The 20,227-nt window shown below is 68.6% G+C and carries 14 protein-coding genes and 1 pseudogene; 13 read left to right on the forward strand and 2 right to left on the reverse strand.

What is annotated here, in order from left to right; genetic code table 11:
• Positions 1-153: 153 nt before the first annotated feature.
• A pseudogene (locus tag BLV31_RS24415) lies at positions 154-856 on the reverse strand (transposase).
• A 168-nt stretch (positions 857-1,024) separates the two neighbouring features.
• On the opposite strand from BLV31_RS24415, the gene BLV31_RS05280 reads away from it, so the two are divergent.
• Positions 1,025-1,996: an LLM class F420-dependent oxidoreductase gene (locus BLV31_RS05280; protein ID WP_064060066.1), complete on the forward strand. Its 972-nt coding sequence runs from the start codon at positions 1,025-1,027 to the stop codon at positions 1,994-1,996.
• Positions 1,997-2,129: 133 nt separating this feature from the next.
• Complete coding sequence (locus BLV31_RS05285; RefSeq protein ID WP_052227354.1) at positions 2,130-3,047, forward strand: alpha/beta fold hydrolase; 918 nt, start codon at positions 2,130-2,132, stop codon at positions 3,045-3,047.
• On the opposite strand, the gene BLV31_RS05290 is transcribed toward BLV31_RS05285, so the two are convergent.
• Positions 3,017-4,192, reverse strand: coding sequence for an MFS transporter (locus BLV31_RS05290; protein ID WP_064060063.1), 1,176 nt, complete (start codon positions 4,190-4,192; stop codon positions 3,017-3,019). The two genes, BLV31_RS05285 and BLV31_RS05290, sit on opposite strands and share 31 nt — an antisense overlap.
• Positions 4,193-4,333: 141 nt before the next feature.
• Here BLV31_RS05290 and BLV31_RS05295 point away from each other — a divergent pair, with 141 nt between their 5' ends.
• The 11 genes from BLV31_RS05295 (at position 4,334) to BLV31_RS05345 (ending at position 20,205) form a co-directional block, all read left to right on the forward strand.
• Positions 4,334-5,731, forward strand: a complete 1,398-nt coding sequence (locus tag BLV31_RS05295; protein ID WP_039586493.1) for an amidase — start codon at positions 4,334-4,336, stop codon at positions 5,729-5,731.
• 21 nt (positions 5,732-5,752) lie between these two features.
• Positions 5,753-6,856 carry an XdhC family protein gene (locus BLV31_RS05300; RefSeq protein WP_006551033.1) on the forward strand — a complete coding sequence of 368 codons (1,104 nt, stop codon included), beginning with the start codon at positions 5,753-5,755 and terminating at the stop codon, positions 6,854-6,856.
• A 54-nt stretch (positions 6,857-6,910) separates the two neighbouring features.
• Positions 6,911-8,614, forward strand: a complete 1,704-nt coding sequence (locus tag BLV31_RS05305) for a helix-turn-helix domain-containing protein (RefSeq protein WP_033098441.1) — start codon at positions 6,911-6,913, stop codon at positions 8,612-8,614.
• A gap of 177 nt (positions 8,615-8,791) precedes the next feature.
• Entirely contained in the window at positions 8,792-10,240 is a 1,449-nt protein-coding gene (locus tag BLV31_RS05310; RefSeq protein ID WP_006551031.1) for a uracil-xanthine permease family protein, read from the forward strand.
• An 87-nt stretch (positions 10,241-10,327) separates the two neighbouring features.
• Complete coding sequence (locus tag BLV31_RS05315; protein WP_019290758.1) at positions 10,328-11,242, forward strand: FAD binding domain-containing protein; 915 nt, start codon at positions 10,328-10,330, stop codon at positions 11,240-11,242.
• Positions 11,239-11,910: a (2Fe-2S)-binding protein gene (locus BLV31_RS05320; protein WP_006551027.1), complete on the forward strand. Its 672-nt coding sequence runs from the start codon at positions 11,239-11,241 to the stop codon at positions 11,908-11,910. The genes BLV31_RS05315 and BLV31_RS05320 overlap by 4 nt, the downstream gene beginning before the upstream one ends.
• Complete coding sequence (cutA, locus tag BLV31_RS05325) at positions 11,907-14,435, forward strand: aerobic carbon-monoxide dehydrogenase large subunit (RefSeq protein ID WP_064060064.1); 2,529 nt, start codon at positions 11,907-11,909, stop codon at positions 14,433-14,435. The genes BLV31_RS05320 and cutA overlap by 4 nt, the downstream gene beginning before the upstream one ends.
• Positions 14,432-15,109, forward strand: coding sequence for an SRPBCC family protein (locus BLV31_RS05330; protein WP_039586497.1), 678 nt, complete (start codon positions 14,432-14,434; stop codon positions 15,107-15,109). Before cutA ends, BLV31_RS05330 begins: the two co-directional genes overlap by 4 nt.
• A 196-nt stretch (positions 15,110-15,305) precedes the next feature.
• Positions 15,306-17,408, forward strand: coding sequence for a hydantoinase/oxoprolinase family protein (locus tag BLV31_RS05335; protein WP_064060867.1), 2,103 nt, complete (start codon positions 15,306-15,308; stop codon positions 17,406-17,408).
• Positions 17,405-19,357 carry a hydantoinase B/oxoprolinase family protein gene (locus BLV31_RS05340; RefSeq protein WP_064060866.1) on the forward strand — a complete coding sequence of 651 codons (1,953 nt, stop codon included), beginning with the start codon at positions 17,405-17,407 and terminating at the stop codon, positions 19,355-19,357. The genes BLV31_RS05335 and BLV31_RS05340 overlap by 4 nt, the downstream gene beginning before the upstream one ends.
• Positions 19,357-20,205 carry an SDR family oxidoreductase gene (locus BLV31_RS05345; RefSeq protein WP_064060865.1) on the forward strand — a complete coding sequence of 283 codons (849 nt, stop codon included), beginning with the start codon at positions 19,357-19,359 and terminating at the stop codon, positions 20,203-20,205. Before BLV31_RS05340 ends, BLV31_RS05345 begins: the two co-directional genes overlap by 1 nt.
• Positions 20,206-20,227: the final 22 nt, after the last annotated feature.

Genomic DNA, 20,227 nt, shown 5'->3' on the forward strand with positions numbered 1-20,227 from the left:
GATTTAGCCTCAATGCACCGATCGGCTGATGCGGTCGTCGTGACTTCCTTTGCGCACCTTCGGACAGAGTCTGGACACAGCTGACCGCCTGACCGCTCGTGCCGGGTTGTTCCACTGGATCTTTCGTGTCGTAGACAGGCAAGGACGAGCCGGTTAGCCGACGATCGGCCGGTTCCGCCCGAACGCTGTGTCGAACAGGGAGTTCCACGCCGGTTCCCACGGCCCGCGCAGGGGTAGATGCAACGTCAACCGGCGCGCCGACGACGCGATCCGTGCGGGAACCGACACGAGGGTCCGCCGGACAGTTCCGGTGGTTGCCCTGACCAGCTTCGGATCGCCGGTGGCGGCGGCTGCGGCGCGGGTGAGGTTGAACGCCATCACCGCGCAGACCAGCCACGCGGCATTGGCAGTGAACCGAGACGACGGCACACGAGCAAGCGCGGAGTTCTTCAGGTCCGCGTGGACCTGCTCGATGATCGCGTGATGGCGGTGGAGCTTGACGGAGGCGACGGCACCCGAGTTGCCGGACGTGTCCGAAGGTGAAGGTGCGCAGGAACGATCCCAGGGTCGAGGGTGCATACGGACGGTCGAAGAGTGTTCCCATCGCCCCGTGCCGTAGTAGTGCCACGTCGGCGATGCTGTCGGCGCCGGTGATCAATCCTGCGATGAGTGATCCGATCTGGTCGCCGGAGTGCGCACCCTTGTCGATGGGAACGCTGAGGTGTTCGTCGGCGAGAGCCTGTAGGCCGCAGTTCTGTGCCAAACCCATGATCGGAACGAGCCCGGCGGCCGACACGAGATTCGCATCGTCGAACCTCGCCGCGGTGACGGGCCGGGAGATTTCCCCTTCGTCGATCGTCGATCGAAAAACGCGGTGATGCCGCACTCTCCGGACACGGTGGCGAGAGTGGGTGTCGAACACGCCGGACACCGAGGACCGGAGTGGGCGCGGGGCGGGCTCGATCGCCCGGGGCGGGACACGCCCGGATATGACCTGAACCACAGTGTGGCTAGGGTGACGGTCATGACGGAGAACACGACACGACGATGGGGCCTGACCGTCCCGCTCGACGGCATCCCCCTGCCCGACCAGCGACGCATCATCGAAGAGCTCCCCGATCTCGGGTACACGGACGTGTGGTCGTCCGAGGCCGGCGCTGCCGATGCGTTCACCCCGCTGACCCTCGCGAGCGTGTGGGCTCCCGGCCTGCGCCTGGGTACCGCGATCGTCCCCGTCTACACTCGCGGCCCCGCGACGCTGGCCATGTCGGCCGCGAGCCTCGCCGCCGCCGCACCCGGCCGCTTCGTGCTCGGGGTGGGCACCTCCTCCGACGTCATCGTGGAGAAGTGGAACGGCATCCCCTTCGAGGAACCGTTCAAGCGTGCCCGTGACACCCTGCGGTTCCTGCGTGCGGCGCTGGCGGGGGAGAAGGTCTCCGAGAAGTACGACACCTTCGCCGTCGACGGCTTCCGGGCCGGCGTCGTATCCGACCCGGCGCCGCCGGTGCTGCTGGCGGCACTGCGCCCGGGCATGCTGCGTCTGGCCGGACGTGAGGCCGACGGCGCCATCATCAACTGGCTGTCCGCCGACGACGTCCGCACCGTGGCGCCCTACGTCCACGAGGGCGGCGAGAACAAGGAGATCGTCGCGCGGATCTTCGTGCTCCCCGGCTTCGACACCGAGACCGCCCGCGCCATCGGCCGCCGCATGATCGCCGCCTACATGAACGTCCCCGTCTATCGGGCCTTCCACGAATTCCTCGGCCGTTCGGACGATTTCGCCGGCATGTGGAAGGCGTGGGCGGAAGGCGACCGCAAGGCCGCCCTCGAAGCGATCCCGGACCACGTGGTCGACGCCCTCGTGATCCACGGCGAACCCGAGGCCTGCCGCGAGCATGTGGAGCGCTACATCGAGGCAGGTGTGACCACCCCGGCCATCGCCCTGGTGCCCTCGGGCGATCCCGCACCGATGATCCGGGCGCTCGCCCCGCGCTGACGACCGGACGTCACGATTCGATGTCGGCGGTTAACGGCACCCGAGGGCGACGCGACAACTCCTGCAGATGCGCTGTGCAGGAGGCGAGATGGCCGAGCCGACGTCGAGTACGGACCCGAACACGATCGCTCGTGTGACCGTGGTTGCCGACGACGGAGTGCCGTTGGCCACCACGGTGACCGGATCGCGGGATGCGGGTCTGACCCTCGTGTGCCTGCACGGCCACTGCCAGGACGCCGCGAGCTGGGATGCCGTCTGCGAATCGGTGGACCTGCCGGGTCTGCGCATCGTCCGCTACGACCAGCGAGGACACGGTCGTTCCGGGACCGGCGACGTCACGGCGTGCACGGTCTCCGGGATGGCCGACGACCTCGACGCGGTGCTCCGGACCCTCGCGCCGGACGGACCGGTGGTGCTGGCGGGATATTCGATGGGCGGCATGGTCGCACTGTCCTACGTCCGTCGTCACCCTGACGCCGTCGGCGACCGCATCGTGGGTGTCGGCCTGTTCGCCACCGCAGCATCGGGACTCGCGGACGGCGGTATCGGACGCTATCTGCGGCATCCGGCCGCCTCCATCGTGCACCGGGCGGTGTCGCGTGCACCGCGCGTCATGGAGTTGTCGAAACGCGCCGGGGGCCGGGTGTGCACGGTTGCCGCACGCAGGCGCACGGAGGAATCGTGGCTGCGGGTGGTCGGATCGGCGCTGTCGAACGAGACCTCCGTCGTCACCTGGTCGCGACTGCTGGCCGACTTCGCGGTGCTCGACGAGTCCGCCGCCCTCGATGTGCTCGCCAGAGTGCCGGTGGTCGTCGCGGCGGGCACGGAGGACGTCTTCGTGCCCTTGTCGTTGTCGGAGATGATGACGGCGCGGCTGCCGCACGCGAACCTCGTGCGGTTCGTCGGTGCCGGTCACCGCGTGCTCGCCGACCGTCCCCAGGAGGTCGCCGGTGCGCTGTCGGATCTGCTCGGGCACGTGCGCGCCCTGGACCCCGTCGGCCTGGACCCCGTCGGCCTCGCTCAGCGCGAGCCGACGAGGGTCGCTTCCTGATCGGCGAGCAACTTCCGGGGGACGAGCGCGAGCACGAGCAGTGCCACGGCGACCGCGAAGCATGCGACGAACCCGACGTGGGGTGCGGCGAGCGAGGTGACGAAGGGCACCGCGAAACCCAGATAGATCAGGCAGTAGAAGACGGCGACGGTCTGCGCCAGCTCGTCCGGCGGAGCGATGTGCTCGACGGTGACGAGACCGGAGACGAGCAGCATGCCGTAACCCCCGCCGAGAAGGACGGCGGTGACGAGGACGGCAAGCACCGATACCGGGCCGTCGACGAGCACTGCGACGCCGGCGGTCACGAAGCCCAGCACACCGAGACCCACCCCCGTCCAGACGCCACGGTCCTCACCGTGCCGGGTGATGCGCCGGGCCACGGGCTGGATCAACGCACCGGTGAGCAGGGTCAGGGCGGCGACCACGCCGGTGAACGCGACGGCCACGCTGTCCACGCGGCCCGAGACGATCGGCGGCATCGTGGCGAACGAGACGGTCGCGCATCCGAAGACCCACGGGGCCCACGGCACGACACCCCAGCGGAAGCGCGGGGACGACAGCGTCGACAGGCGCCACGAGCCCTGCACGGTGCGGGGCCGGTGGGCGTCGGGGACGGTCCACACCAGTACCAGCGCGACCACCATCAGAGCGATGTGCACGAGATAGGGCAGACGGTCGGGGGCGGGCAGCCACTGCGCGATGAGACCGGCGAACAGGGCGCCGCTGCCGAATCCCGCCGACAGTGAGACGGCGGCTCGGCGCGCTCCCACACCTGGACCTTCGCTCAGTTCCTTCATCCACGCGGTGCCGGCTCCGAACGCCATCCCGGATGCCAATCCGGCGAGGACCCGGCCGAGATACAGCAACGCCGGGATATCGGCGCCGAGAAGCAGGACGATCGACGACACGATGCTCACCGGGATCATCGCCCGGATCACCGGACGACGCCCGATCCGGTCGGCCACGCGCCCGAAGTAGAGCAGGGCGGGGATCAACCCGACGATGTAGGAGCCGAGCATGGCGGTGAACGAGTCGCTGCCGAGTCCCAGGTGGTCGCGGTAGACGAGCTGCATCGGAGCGAACTGATTGGCGCCCCAGCTCACCGCGAATACGGCGAACGCGAGACGAGCCCAGGACGGAATCATTCCCCGATCCTCTCAGGCCCGTTCCGGCGGGAAAGTATCAACTCTTCACACCGCGGCGACCGGCTTCCTGTGGAGTGTGGACGTAGGAGGGGCCCGGAGCCGGCCATAGCGTTCTCGTCGAACGCAGACCAAGGAGGGCCAGTGGCGGTAGACGGTCGATCCCCGACGCTCGACACCGAGCGCACCGGCACGTGGACCGGCGCCGACGCGCGGTCGATCGCCGCCGTGGTCCGCAACCGCGAGGTCACCGCCCGTCGGGTCGTCGAGGACCATCTCGCCCTGATCGCCGAGCAGAACACGCGCCTCAACGCGATCGTCACCGTCGCGGCGGAGAGTGCCCTCGCCGAGGCCGACGCCCTCGACCGACGCCTCGACCGCGGCGAGGTGGCCGGTCCGCTCGCCGGGGTGCCGTTCACCGTCAAGGACCTCATCGCCACCGCAGGCGTGCGCACGACGGCCGCCTCGAGGGCGCTGGCCGACAACGTCCCCGTCGTCGATGCACCGGCCGTCGCCGCGATGAAGGCGGCCGGCGCGATCCTCGTCGGCAAGACCAACACGCCCGAATTCGGGACCTCCGGGCTCACGGACAACGAGATGTTCGGACCGGCCGTGAACCCGCTCGGCAGCCCCGAGTCGCCGCGCTCACCCGGCGGATCCAGCGGGGGCGAAGCCGCGTCGATCGCGTCGGGCATGAGCGTCCTCGGATTGGGCACCGATTTCGGCGGGTCCGTGCGCTGGCCCGCGCACTGCACCGGCCTGTGCTCGATCCGCCCCACCGTCGGCCGGGTGTCCGCGGACGGCCAGTACCCGGGGGTGCTCGTCGGCGATCATGTACGTGCCAATCCGACGACGGTGCACGGCGCGCTGCAGACCGTCGGGCCCATGACACGGAACCTCGACGACCTCGTCCTCGCCCTGCGCATGATCTCCGAACCGCACGTCGCGTGGACCGACCCGGCGACCGTCGACGTCGACACGCTGACGATTACCTGGGCGCCCGGGGAGGGCACCGTGCCCGTCGACGAAGAGATCGAGGACGTCGTCCGCGAGAGCGCGCGGCGCCTCGGTGCCCGTGAATACCGCGGGTCGGCCCTGGTAGAGGGGAACGAGTTGTTCGGGCGGCTGAGGGCCACCCAGACCCACGCCGACATCGACGCGCTGGCGAGGACCGACCGCTTCGGTGCTGTCATCCGCGACCTGCTGTCCACGGCCGGTCGCGCCGAACATCGGGAGGTGGAGGGCCTCTGGGCGTGGCGCACCGCGCTGATCCATCGCCTGCTCGACGAGATGGGCGACGTGCTGGTGCTGCCGGTCGCGTCCATCGGGGCGCCTCCGCTCAGCGACGATCGTTTCGCTGTCGGCGACCGGCTGCTCACCTGGCAGGAGGCACTGGCGAGCTGCCGCACGATCAGCGTCACCGGCCTCCCGTCCGTCGTCGTCCCTGTCGGGCGGACGAGTGACGGCATGCCCATCGGCGTGCAGGTCGTCGCGCGCCCCTTCCACGACCACGTCGCGCTGGCCGTCGCCGCGCGTCTGTGACACACCGGTAAGGAGACCGCTGTGCGGGACATTCTCGACGAGCTGTCGCGATGGTTCGACGACGGTGAGACGTTCGCGCTCGCAACCGTCGTGCGCACCTGGAAGTCGTCGCCGCGCGAACCCGGCGCCGCGATGGCCGTCTCGCGGTCGGGCGAGGTGGTGGGCAGTGTCTCGGGAGGGTGCATCGAAGGCGCGCTGTACGACATCGCGGGTGACGTGCTCGCCGACGGGCGTGCACGGACCGAGGTCTTCCGCGTCACTGACGACGACGCCTTCGGAGTGGGTCTGACCTGCGGCGGCACCATCGAGGTGTTCGTGCAGCGGGTCGATGCCGCGACCTATCCCGAGTTCCCCGAGGTGGCACGGCGGATCGGGGCTGGAGAGCCGGTCGCCGTCGTTACCGATCGGGAGTCCGCCGACCATCGTGTGGTCACCCTCGACGGGGACGACGGCACCGACGTCGGGGACGAGGTGCGCCTGCGCCTGTCCTACGGCGATTCGGAGGTCTATGTCGACGAGGGGCGTGCGCAGATCGTGGCGATCTTCGCGCCGCGACCGAGGATGTACGTCTTCGGTGCCATCGACTTCGCGTCCGCCCTGTGCACGCTGGGGAAGTTTGCCGGTTACCGCGTGACGGTGATCGACGCCCGGCCCGTCTTCGCGACGCCCGCCCGATTCCCCGACGCCGACGAGGTCGTGGTGGCGTGGCCGCACGTCTTCCTCGAGTCGGCGCCGATCGACCCCACCACGGTCGTCGCGGTGCTCACCCACGACGAGAAGTTCGACATCCCACTGCTCGAACGGGCCCTCCGCTGCGAGGCCGGATACATCGGGGCGATGGGCAGCCGCTCCACGCACGAGCGCCGGGTCGCCCTGTTGCGCGAGGCCGGTCTGTCCGCCGACGAACTGGGACGGCTGCACTCGCCGATCGGACTCGACCTCGGGGCGCGCACCCCGGAGGAAACGGCCGTGTCGATCTTCGCCGAGGTCCTCGTGAGCACGCGCGGTGCCACCGGACGCAGCCTCGCGACACTGCGCGGACCCATCCACCGGGTCCCGGCGGGACGTGCTGCCCGACCTGCGGCTTGTCCGCCTGCGATTGACGGTGTTGCCACAGCCCTCTAATGTCACGTGTCTCCCACGCAGGGGTGAACGACTGGCAGGTGGACGGGTATTGCTGTGACGGTGCGCAAGGCTGAGAAACCGGGGCCCAGCGCAGCCGAACCGGATCGCAGCGCAGCCGATCCGGAGGACAGCGCAGCGGTCGCATTCGAACCCTGCCCGCTCACGGACGTCGTCTCCTCGGGCTTCCTCGTCGCACCGACGGTGATCGCCGGTGACGTCTCCACGGCGCGAGCCGTCACCGGGGTCGCGGTGATGATGCTCCCCGAGATCGGTCCCTGGTTGCGTCCGGGACTGCTGCTCGTCACCTCCACCACCGTGCTCGCGCGACTCGCCGTGCCGATCGCCGACTTCCTGGCGCGGCTGGACCGGAGCGAGGTCTCGGCTCTGGTGGTCCGACTCGACACCGGACACCCGCTGCCGCAGGGTCTCACGGACGACGTTCCCCTCCCTGTGCTGACGACGCCGGAGGAGGTCGTCGCGGATCACCGTCTCGCGCGGGATCTCCGCGACATGGCTGTCGCTCAGGTGGAAGCGGTCTTCGAGGCGGATCACCTCCGTCGCGGGCTGCTCGAGATCGTCATGGCGGGTGGTGGGCACAGGGCGCTCGCCGAAGGCATCTCGCGCCGGCTCGGCGGGGCGGTTCTGATCACCACGCCCGACGGACGCCAGACCTACAGGGCCGGAAAAGAGTCCGATTTCGCCTGGCTGTCCTCGACGGCGGCTGTCGACGCGACTGGCCGGGTGCGGACCGATTCGATCGAGGGCGGGCTCGGTCTGCACCGATTCGGCAACGAGTACGTGGCGATCGCCGCGATCTCCGCCAATGGCATAGACCACGGCCGGCTCGTGTTCTTCTGTCCCGCACGCGATCTCTCCGCGCCGGATCTGTATCTCGTGGAGCAGGCGGCGACGGTGTGTGCGCTCGTCGTCAGTCGTGAACTCGCAGTGTCGGCGGTCGAGGAGAAGCACCGGGCCAACTTCGTCCGGGACCTGTTGCGCGGCCGCGCCGGGGAACCCGAACAGGTGATCGTGCACGCCCAGATGTTCGGCTGGAATCTCGACCGCCCGGTGGTGGTGGTCGCCGTCGAACCCGATCGCGTGGACGACGATTCCTCGGCGGCACCGGCGCGACTGCCCGTCGTGGAACGGCAGGCCCGCGCGTTCGCGGGTGCGCTCGCCGGCCGCGATTCCGGAGCGTCCGTCACGGCCCTGGCGACCGAGACCGTCGTGCTCATGGGTGAGGGCAGCGACACGATGACCCTCGTGCACGAACTCGTCGCCCAGGTGCGCGGAGCCGGTGGGGGAGGACGTCGCCCGTTCGGTGTGGGGGTCTCGCGTGCGTCGTCGTCCACCGACGACCTGCCGGTGCTCTACGCCCAGGCGCGCACGGCACTCGAAGTGGGGCGCAAGATCTCCGGGCCGTGGGCGGTGACCCATTTCGACGATCTGGGTGTGTACCGGTTGCTGAGCCTCGTCGAGGACACCGAGGAACTCGAGTCGTTCGCGCGCGAGACGCTCAAGGAACTGACCGACGGCACGGCCGAGGCGCAGGACATGTGCCGTACCCTCGAGGTGCTCCTCGCCACCAACATCAACATCGCAGAAGCCGCGCGCCAGTTACATTTTCATTACAACACTCTGCGCTATCGTGTGGCGAAACTCGAAAAGATCCTCGGTCCCTTCACCGAGCAGCCCGAACTGCGGCTGGACCTTTCGCTCGCCCTCAAGATCATCGCGATGCGCGGGATCGATTCCTGACGATCAACCACCGATCTTGCCAATTTCGGAAGGTCGCTCCTGGCAGATTCCTCCCACGCCGGGCCGGAGCTGCTCCGTTAGCGTTTGCGGCTACCGAAGTACACGTGTGATCGGCAACACAGGCGTAACGATCCACGTGAACGCTATCGGCACCCACACTCTGCTGAAAGGTCCGATATGCCCATCTGGACAGTGCACGGAGACGGCAAGAACATAGAACCGGGACAGGTCGTGGCGCCGATGGAGCGCCTGAGTTGGGGCCGCACCATCGGCCTGGGCGGCCAGCACGTGGTGTCGATGTTCGGCGCCACCTTCGTCTTCCCCATCATCATGGGACTCAACCCGCAACTCGCAGTCATGCTTTCGGGCTTCTGCACCCTGTTCTTCCTCGCTGTCGTCAAGGGCCGGATCCCCAGCTATCTCGGTACCTCCGCGGCCTTCGTCGGCGGCATCGCCGCGATCTACGCCCAGGGCGGCTCGCCGTCGGAGGTCACCGGTGCGATCATGGTCTCCGGGCTCGTGCTCGCCGCGATCGGTGTGGTGATCCACTTCCTCGGCGGCTCGCTGGTCTTCAAGATCCTGCCGCCGGTCGTCACCGGCGCGGTGGTCATGCTCATCGGCTTCAACCTGGCGCCGGTGGTGGCCGGTACCTACTGGCCGCAGGATCAGTGGGTCGCGCTGACGGTGATGATCGCGCTGATCGTGGGCAGTGTCGTGCTGCGCGGCTTCCTCGGCCGCGTCGCCATCTTCCTGGCATTGCTGTTCGGCTACGCACTGTCGTGGATCCTCGACCGGATCAGCGGACCGATCACCTCCTACGACGCCGGTGCCGACGCCGTCACCGAACACTTCCGCGTGAACTGGGACGGCGTCGCGTCCGCGCCGTGGTTCGGTCTGCCGCCGTTCACGGACGAAGCCGCCGGTGTCGTCGGCATCCATGCCCCGTCGTTCAGCCTCACCTTCATCGTGCTCGTGCTGCCCGGCGTCATCGCCCTGATCGCGGAGAACGCCGGACACGTCAAAGCGGTCGCCGAGATCACCAAGACCGATCTCGACCCCATGATGGGACGCGCGCTGGCCGGTGACGGTCTCGCCACGGCCCTCGCCACCGGTGTCGGCGGTTCCCCGACGACGACCTACGCGGAGAACATCGGCGTCATGGCCGCGACCCGCGTGTACTCGACGGCCGCCTACGCCGCGGCCGGTGTCATCGCGATGCTCCTCGGCTTCTCCCCGAAGTTCGGCGCGGTCATCTCCGCGACCCCCGGCGGCGTGCTCGGCGGCATCACCGTGGTCCTCTACGGCATCATCGGCCTGCTCGGCGCCAAGATCTGGAAGGAGAACGGCGTCGACTTCGGCGACCCGCGCAACCTCATGCCCGTCGCGGCCGGCCTGATCATCGCCATCGGCGACACCAGCCTCGAGTTCACCGACACGTTCTCGCTGAGCGGCATCGCGCTGGGCACCATCGTCGTTATCGGTCTCTACCACCTGTGCCGGGTCATCGCCCCCAAGGACATCGCCCCCGAGGATCCCGATACCCCCTCCGATCAGGGAGAACCGGTCCGGACGGAGCCCGATCCCGACGGGGAGAGCGGCGCCGGGAGGCTGAAGGAGTTCGCGTGACCTCTATTACATCTGACATTGTCGACCGGTGAGCTTTGTCACTTCTCCACGAAACGCCGATCACACTATGCGGGCAGGATCTGTTCAATGAAACCGTCGCCACTCACCTACCACCGACCGCGGTCGATCGATGAAGCCTGCGAGATCCTCGCGGGGGTCGCGCACGAGGGCAAAGTGCTCGCCGGCGGCCAGTCACTGATTCCACTGCTGTCGATGCGCCTGGCGGCACCGGCTCACCTCGTCGACATCGGCTCGATCCCGCGCCTCGACGCGATCTCCGCTTCACCGGAACTCGGCGTCACCTTCGACGCTCTCACCACCCACACAGCGCTCGAATCCGATTCGACGGTCGCGCAGGTCCAGCCCCTGCTCGGCCGCGCGCTCCGGTTGGTCGCACACCCGACCATCCGCAATCGCGGAACGACCGTGGGATCGATCGTCCACGCCGATCCGTCCGCGGAGATGCCGGCCGTGCTGTCGCTGCTCGGGGGAACGCTCACCGTTCGCTCCGTCCGCGGAGTCCGGCAGATCCCCGCCGCCGAGCTGTTCGCCGGGCCGCTCGAATCGACCCTCGAGGCCGACGAGATCGCCACCAGCGTGACGGTGCCGGCTGCGCGGCCGGGCACCGGCACCGCCATCGACGAGATCGCACGACGCCACGGCGACTACGCACTCGTCGGCGTGGTCGCGCAGGTGGAGGTCGAGGACGGCGCGGTGACGTCCGCCCGGATGACCTACGTCTCCGCGGGAGAACTCGGGCAGGTCGTCGACTACACCGACATCCTGCGCGGAGCCTCGGCGCACGACGAGCGCGACCCGCTCTGGCAGCAGGTCGCGGAGAAGGCACGCGAGACCGTCGAGACGGAGGCGGACATCCACGCCACCGACCGCTACCGGTCGCAGCTGGTGGCGGCACTGACCGGCCGTGTCGGCTTCGCGGCCGCGCAGGACGCGATCCGCGACGACACACGGGTACCGATGCACACGGGAGGAAGTCGATGACGAGCTCGATCCACAAGGGTGGTCGCGATGCCTCGCGGCGGACCGTCGCCGAACAGGTCGACGAGCTGCAGGCGGAGACCGGCGAGCACCACGTCGCCGTGACCTTCACCCTCAACGGCGTGACGCAGACCGTGGTGCTGCCCTCGCGCACGCTGGCATCGGACGCGATCCGTCATCACCTCCGCCAGACCGGGACCCATGTGGGATGCGAGCACGGTGTGTGCGGCGCGTGCACGGTGCTGCTCGACGGCAAGCCGGTGCGGTCGTGCCTCGTGCTCGCTGCGAGCCTCGAGGGCCGCTCGGTGACGACGGTCGAAGGGCTCGTCGAACCGGACGGCACCCTGCATCCCGTGCAGGAGGCGTTCGTCGACTGCCACGGTCTGCAATGCGGTTTCTGCACACCGGGATTCGTCACCACGATCGCCGCCTTCCTCGAGGAGAACCCGTCGCCCACCCACGAGGAGGCGACCGATGCGATCGCCGGCAACCTCTGCCGGTGCACGGGCTACCAGAACATCCGGGCGGCCGTGCTGCGCGCCGCCGAGATCAAGCGCGAACGGTCCGGAGGCTCACCGCTCGGCCCCGACAGCGAGGCGGCACGCGCCTCGCTCGACGCCAAGGTCCGCGGCGCCACCGCTCCGGTCGGAGGAAAGGCAGGACGAGCATGACCAGCGTCTCCGATTCGCCCGTCTCCACCTCGGTCTCGACGAGCACGGCAACCGACCTCGCCCCCGCCGACATCGGTGGTGCCACCGAGTCGGGCAAGTCGTTCGGCAAGCCCATCCCGCGTGTCGAGGACAACCGGCTCGTCAGCGGTAACGGCCGCTATCTCGACGATCTCGGGCACGGCGCGCTCGCCGCGGCCTTCGTCCGGTCGCCGCACGCGCACGCCCGCATCCTCGACATCGCCGTCGATGCGGCTCTCGAACTGCCGGGCGTGCACGCCATCTACACCTACGACGATCTCGAGGCCGACTCGCCCGAGATGGCCGAGAATCTCCCACTGCTCATCCCGCACCCCGCGATCACCGCTCCGCGCAACGGATATCCGCTCGCCAAGGACGAGGTGAACCATGTCGGTGAGGCGATCGTGATGGTCGTGGCCGACAACCGGTACATCGCCGAGGACGCCTGCGCGCTGATCGACATCACCTACGAGGCCCTTCCGGCCGTGGTCGGTGTCGACACCGCACGCAACGCCGAGCACGTCGTCCATCCGGATGTGCCCGACAACGTCGCGGCGCACCTCCAGCACGGGTTCGGCGACATCGAGGCGGAACTCGCCGCGGCACCGCACACGTTGACCCTCGACCTCGAGATCGAACGTTCGGCGTCGATGCCGATGGAGGGCAAGGGCGTCTACGCCCGCTGGGACGACGACGAGAAGGTGCTGACCTTCTGGACGTCCACCCAAACCTCGACGTCCGCCCGTGCTGCGATCGCCGCGCGACTGGGCATGGCGCACAACAAGGTCCATTGCATCGCCCCCGACGTCGGTGGTGGTTTCGGTGTGAAGATCGTCCACCCGTGGCCCGAGGAGGTCATGGTCACCTGGGCCGCCCGCAAGCTGGGGCAGGCCGGGATCTCCAGCGAGGTCAAGTGGGTCGAGGACCGGCGCGAACATTTCATCTCGAGCGCCCACGAGCGCGGGCAGGTCCACGAGGTCACCGTCGGGTTCGACGACGACGGCAGGCTGCTGGCCTTCGACTTCTCGATCTGGCACGACAACGGCGCGTACCTGCCGTACGGAATCATCGTGCTGCTCAACACCTCCACCCAGGTGCTCGGCCCCTACAAACCGCGCGCCTTCCGGGTGGACGCCTATTCGCTGTACACCAACACGGTCATCGTCACGCCCTACCGCGGCGCGGGACGACCCCAGGGCGTGTTCGCAATGGAGCGGGCGATGGACGCCATCGCCAAGCATCTCGGCAAGGATGTCCTCGAGGTCCGCGAGACCAACTTCATCCGCCCCGAGGAGATGCCCTACGACTTCCACCTGATCTTCCAGGACGGCCGTCCCCTCATCTACGACACCGGCGACTACCAGGCCGGAATGGACAAACTCAAGAAGCTCATCGGCTGGGACGAGTTCGCCGAGTACAAGGAACGTGCCCGCGCCGAGGGCCGCCGCGTCGGAATCGGTGTTGGAGCGTACGTCGAGGGCACGGGGCCGGGCCCGTACGAGGGCGCCCACGTGCTCATCGAGACCTCGGGCAAGGTCAAGGCCGCCACGGGCCTGACCACCCAGGGCCAGGGACACCAGACCTCCTTCGCGCAGATCGTCGCCGATGATCTCGGTGTGCCGGTCTCCGATGTCGAGATCGTCACCGGCGACACCCGCCGATTCGGGTACGCGGTCGGCACGTTCGCCTCGCGCGGTGCCGTGATGTCCGGATCTGCCTTCCACGTCGCCGCGCAGATGGTGGCGGAGAAGGCGAAGAAGATCGCCGCGGACCACCTCCACGCCGACGTCGCCGATCTCGAACTGCGCGAGGGGCACGTGTGCGTGGTGGGCACCGAACCCGGCGCGGAGGGTACCTCGATCCCACTCGGTGTCGTGGCCGTACTGTCGAACCCGCTCCGCTACGCCTTCGACGACGCATCCCGTCGCGCAACGGGATTCGCGAACGCCGAGACCGACATGTCGGTGCCGCCCGTCCTCGAGGGTGAGCAGCCCGGCCTGGAGGCGACCGGCTACTACTCGCCGCCCACCTCGACGTTCGCGTCGGGAATCCACGCGGCGATCGTCGAGACCGATCCCGTCACCGCCGAGATCCGGGTGCTCCGGTACGCGGTGGTGCACGACTGCGGCAACGTCATCAACCCGCGCATCGTCGAAGGCCAGGTGCAGGGCGCGGTTGCGCAGGGCATCGGCGGCGCACTCTACGAGAAGATCGTCTACGACGAGCACGGGCAGATGCTCAACGCGTCGTACATGGACTTCCTCATGCCCTTCGTGACGGAGATGCCCGACTCTCTCGAGATGGACCACACCGTCACCCCGTCCGCACTCAATCCCCTCGGGATGAAGGGCGCCGGTGAGGCCGGTGTCATCCCGACGTCGGCGGTGATCGCCGCGGCCGTCGAGGACGCGGAGGGTATCCCGATCACCAGCATGCCGATTTCCCCCTCGGAGTTGTTCGAGCTGCGTCTGACCCGCGCGGCGTCCCGAAACAAGGAGAACGAATGAGAATCGCCGGTACCGCGCAACTGCAGGCACCTCCCGACGTGGTGTACGACAGCCTGCAGGACGGCCGTGTTCTCGCGGCGACGATCCCGGGCGTGCAGTCGCTCGAGCAGATCAACGACAACCACTACAAGCTGTCCATCACCGCCGGAGTGGCCTCCATCAAGGGCACCTACGACGGGGAAGTGGTTCTGTCGCAGCAGAATCGCCCCGAATCGTTCGTGATGACGGCATCGGGATCCGGTGCCCCGGGAACGGTCAAGGCCGATGTGACGGTGCGTCTCGAAGAACGCGACGGCGGCACCGTGCTCACCTACGACGCGGACGCGGTCGTCGGCGGCATGGTCGGTGGTGTCGGACAACGGATGATCACCGGTGTCGCCAAGAAGATGGCCGGTGTGTTCTTCAACGGCATCGACGGTGTGATCGCCGACGGTCTGCCGGCGGCGCCGAGTGCGGCCGAAGCCGAAGTTGTCGCGGGCATGAACGGAGCCGAGGTGGCCGAGGTCGCCGAGGGTGCGGGTGTGAAGACCACCGCGCTGCCCGTGGCCGCTGCGTCCGCTGCACCGGTACCGGCCGGAACACCTTCGGTAGCAACCGTTCTGCTGTCCGCGGGAGTGGGCGCCGGTATCGCGCTGGCGGGCGTCGCCCTGGGAGCGATCCTCGCCCGACGCTGACCTTCTCGTCGAATCTCCACGGCACCCCCGGGCCATCACGGCCCGGGGGTGCCGTCGTCTGCAGGTGGCAGGTGCACGAACCCCGAACTCCAGGCGACGAGTTCGGCGAGATGTGACAAAGAAACACCGCCGCTCAGGGGGTGGAATGTCATCAGACGTCAGGTGGGACACCGGCGAGACGAACCCAGGAGGAAACATGGGATCCAGGAAGATTCGGGTCGGTATCGATACCGGCGGAACATTCACGGACGTGGTCGCGGTGGACGACGAGTCCGGCGCCATCGTCACTACGAAGACCCCGTCGACACCGCAGGATCCGGCCATCGGCTTCCTCGCAGGCATCGAGAAGGTCCTCGCGCAGCTCGGCGAGACCGGCGACGCGATCGACGCCGTCAGTCACGGCACCACCGTCGCGACCAACAAGCTCCTCGAGGGCAAGGTCGGCACCCTCGGATTCATCACCACCGAGGGCTACGAACACGTCCTCGAGATCGCCCGCCAGTCGGTCCCCGACGGCTACGGCAACTCCTACTTCTGGGTCAAGCCCGACCGCATCGTGCCGGCCGACCGTGTCCGCACCATCCGCGGTCGTCTCGCCTACAACGGCAGCGAGATTCGTCCCCTGAACGAGGACGACGTCCGCGCCGCCGCCCGCTTCTTCAAGGCCCGCGAGATCCGCACCGTAGGCGTGTGCCTCATGCACTCTTACGCCAACCCCGAGCACGAGCGCCGCGTCCGCGACATCCTCATGGAGGAGTACCCGGAGGCGACCGTGAGCATCTCCAGCGAGGTGCTGCGCGAGTACCGCGAGTACGAGCGGTCCATCACGACCCTCGTCGACGCCGCGGTCAAGCCCAACATCCGCAACTACGTCAACAACATCGCGAACCGGCTCCGCGAGTTCTCCTCCGCCGAGGGCGAACAGCGCGACATCCCGTTCTACGTGATGAAGTCCAACGGTGGCGTGCTGTCGGCGAAGGAGGTCGTGCACCAGCCGATCACGACCGTGCTCTCCGGCCCTGCAGCCGGTGCCCTGGGTGCGGCCCTGATTGCCGGCGTCGCCGGTGTCGACCAGGTGCTGACCTGCGACGGTGGCGGCACCTCCACGGACGTCACCGTGGTCGTCGGCGGCGAGCCGGCACTCACCACGGAAGGTCGCGTGGGTGTCTACCCGTCCAAGATCCCCATGATCGACGTGGTGACCGTCGGCGCCGGCGGTGGCTCCATCGCGTGGATGACCCCCGAGGGCACCCTGCGCGTCGGCCCGCAGTCGGCGGGCGCCGATCCCGGACCCCTGTGCTACGCCAAGGGTGGCAACGAGCCGACCATCACCGACGCCCACGTCCTGCTCGGTCGCATCCCTCCCCACCTGCTCGGCGGTGAGATCCCGCTCGACACCGAACTCGCCCGCAAGGGCGTCGAGGAGCTCGCACACCGTCTCGGCCTCGAATTCGAGGCGTGCGCCACGGGCATTCTCGAAGTGTCGGCCTGGAACCAGGCCAACGCGCTGCGCCAGATCACCGTCAAGCGTGGTCTCGACGTCCGCGACTTCACCTTGGTGACCTTCGGCGGCTCCGGGTCGCTGCTGGCCTGTCGCCTCATCGACATCCTCGGTCTCAAGGACGTCCTCGTGCCGCTCGAGCCCGGCAACGTCTCGGCCTTCGGGCTGCTGACCGTCGATGTCCGCAACGACTATGTGCAGACGCACGTCAGCCGCCACGACCGGTTGGAGATCGAGGAACTACAGGCCGGACTCGACGCCCTCGCGGCCGAGGCCGAACGTGCCCTGGAGGACGAGGGATTCGGGCCCGATCAGCGGCAGTACGCCCGCTCGGCGGACCTGCGCTATTTCGGCCAGGCCTTCGAGGTGCGTGTGCCGGTCGGCGACGGCCCCATCACCCAGGAACTGATGGACGAGGCGGCCGAACGCTTCCACCAGGCCCATCGCGAGCTCTACGGCTACGACTTCCGCAACGATCCCCACCAGCACGTGGAATGGGTCAACCTCCGCGTCAGCGGTATCGGCCCCATCAAGCGACCGGAACTCGCCGAGATCGCCCCGGGCACGGGGGCGGACGACGCGCTCACCGGCACCCGTCAGGCGTACTTCGACGAGTGGGTCACCACCCGCGTGTACGACCGCGCCCGCCTCGGCGCCGGCGACGAACTCGAAGGTCCCGCCGTGATCGAGGAGTTCAGCTCGACCATCCCGGTTCATCCCGGATTCCGCGCTCGCATCGACACTTTCGGCAACATCCGCCTCAGCAAGACGTCCGACTCGAACGGAGCCACCCGATGACTGCGACTCTCGAACCCGCCGCGGCCACGACCCGCAAGCCCTTCCGGCTGACCGACGCTTCGGGTAGCGCTCCCGATCCGGTGCTGGTCGAGATCGTCGCCGGCTACCTCGCCAGTGTCGAGATGGAGGTGGAGACCTCCATCTCCCGGACCTCGCGCTCGCCGATGATCCGCGACGCCCACGACTTCCGTGCCGGCATCCACGACCGCAACCTGCGCAAGCTCACCGGTCGTTCGTACTCGGCGCTCGTGCATCCGGTGGCGCGGGACTTCCCGCTCGAGACGATGAAGCCCGGCGACGTCTTCTTCCACAACGACGTCTACCTCTCCGAAGGCGGCATCGGGCACCTGCCCGACCTGTGCGTCACGGTCCCGGTCTTCGCGACCCGCCCCGGCGACACCGAGCCTTCGGTGGTCGCGTTCGTGCAGGCCTTCGGCCACCACGACGACATCGGCGGTTGCTGCCCGGGCTCCATGCCCTCGGGTGCGACCACCGTGTACGAGGAGGGACTGATGGTCCCGCCGATCAAGCTGTGGGACCAGGGCGTTCCCAACGAGGCGGCGCTGCGGATCATGACCCGCAACTCCCGCATGCCCGATTCGCTCGCCGCCGACCTCGACGCCGAGTGCTCGGCGTGCCTCATGGGTGCGCGTCGACTGTCGGAACTGTTCGAACGCTACGGTGTCGAGACCGTCGAGGCCTGCTTCGACGCGATCCTCGACGCCACCACGGAGACCTACCGCCGCGAGATCCTCAGCAAGATCCCGGTGGGCACGTACACCTGGGAGGACTACGCCGAGCACGACGGTGTGGACGAGCCCATGCTGCACGTGCAGCGCATCACCCTCACCAAGACCTCCCCGGAGGACGAGGGCGGCGAGCGCCTGATCCTGGACTTCAACGGCACCGGTCCGCAGGCGAAGGGCCCGATCAACCACTGCGGTGACTACGCCGACGGCAACTTCCTCATCAAGTGGCTGGCGCCGATCCTCCGCAACCTGGCCGACACCCCGGACCGCATGGCGGAACTGGACGTCAACGAAGGTGTCGTGCCGCTGATCGAGATGAGGTTCCCGGAGCCGGGCACGCTCATCACGCCGATCTTCCCCGCTCCCACCAACGCTCGCACGTTCGTGATCCTGCGTCTGCTCGGTGTGCTCTCCGGTGTGGTCGCCAAGGCGGTCGACGGCAACATGCCCGCCGACCAGGAGACCATCCGCTACACCGGTGTGTACGGCGAGGACTTCGACGGCCACTCCTACCTCATGCGTGAGGTGCTCGGCGGCGGCTCCGGCGGCCGGCACTACGCCGACGGTGAGGACACCATCCACGTGGTGCCCGACTCGCGGAACCTGCCCACGGAGTTCACCGAGAGCCGTTTCCCGTTCATCGTCGAGAAGCTGGGTCTGGCAATCGATTCCGGTGGGGCCGGCCGCTACCGCGGTGGTCTCGGCTACGAGAAGCACATCCGCATGCTCAAGGACGCGAACTTCATGTCCATCGCGGACCGTTCGATCCTCGCCTGCTGGGGCGTCAAGGGCGGCAAGGCCGGCAAGCCGTTCTCCGTCACCCTCGCTCCCGGCGGCCCGAACGAGCGCGAGTTCGACGCCCTCACGGACGCCGAGCCGATCAAGGCCGGCGAGGTCGTGCGCATCCGCACCACCGGTGGCGGTGGCTGGGGCGACCCGCTCGATCGTCCGATCGACGAGGTGGTCCGGGACGTGCTGTGGCGCAAGGTGTCCGTCGAGGGCGCCCGCGACGACTACGGCGTGATCCTGAAGGACACCTCGGCGGAGGAGCCCGTCGCCGACGTCGAGGCCACCGAGGCGCTGCGTGCGCAGATGCGCGCCGAGCGCGGCGAGGAAGAGCCCTTCTTCGACCGCGGTCCCGGTTACGCCCGCCTGTCGGGTGGTGCCGAGTTCGCCGAGTACGACTTCATCGGCAACTGATGTCGACGACGGCCACTTTCTCCCGCGGCACCGATCTCGCAGTGATCGGTGCCGCGGGGAAGACCGGAACGGCTGTCATCGCGGCGCTGGAGACAGCAGACACGACCCCCGTCCGCCGAGTGGTGCACACCGCTCGGCAGGCGGGGGATCGTGCTGTCGACCTCGAGACCGGTGCCGGGCTCGTCGACGCCCTGTCGGGCTGCCGTGGCGTCTACTTCATCGCCCCGAACATGCACCCCGACGAACCGGCGCTGTTCGAACAGTTCCTCGCGGCGGTGGCCGAGGCAGGTGTCGATCACGTCGTCTACCACTCCGTCGCCTGGCCGTACACGCCGGCGATGCCGCACCACCTCGACAAGGCGCGTTGCGAGGACATCCTGCACGCTTCCGGGGTGCGGTGGACCGTTCTGCAGCCCTGCGCGTACACGGAGAACTTCGCATCCGTCCTCGACGGCTCGGTCGATGCACTCGACGTCCCCTACGACCCCGACGCGCCGTTCTCGTTCGTCGCCCTGTCGGACGTCGCGACGGTGGCGGCCCGTGTCCTCGTCGAGGGTACGGACATCCACCACGGCGCCACCTACGAGCTCGGGGGACCGGACTCGGTGAGTGTGCGGCAGCTGTGCGCGGTCGCCGGGCGGTCGGTGGAGATCGAGCAGGTGTCCGTCCCGGTGTGGATGGAGCGCCACGGCCGCGACCTGCCCGCGGATACCCGGGAGCGTCTGGCGGCGATGTTCGACTTCTACGACGATCACGGCTTCGTCGCGGGAAGCGCCGTGACGGCGGCGCTGCTCGGTCGGGCGCCCGCCCGCGTCGCGGATCTCGTCTCGTCGATGCCGCGCCGGTAACCCGCCGGTGGTGTAGGAAAGG

The sequence above is a fragment of the Rhodococcus pyridinivorans genome (assembly GCF_900105195.1).
GTDB lineage: Bacteria > Actinomycetota > Actinomycetes > Mycobacteriales > Mycobacteriaceae > Rhodococcus > Rhodococcus pyridinivorans.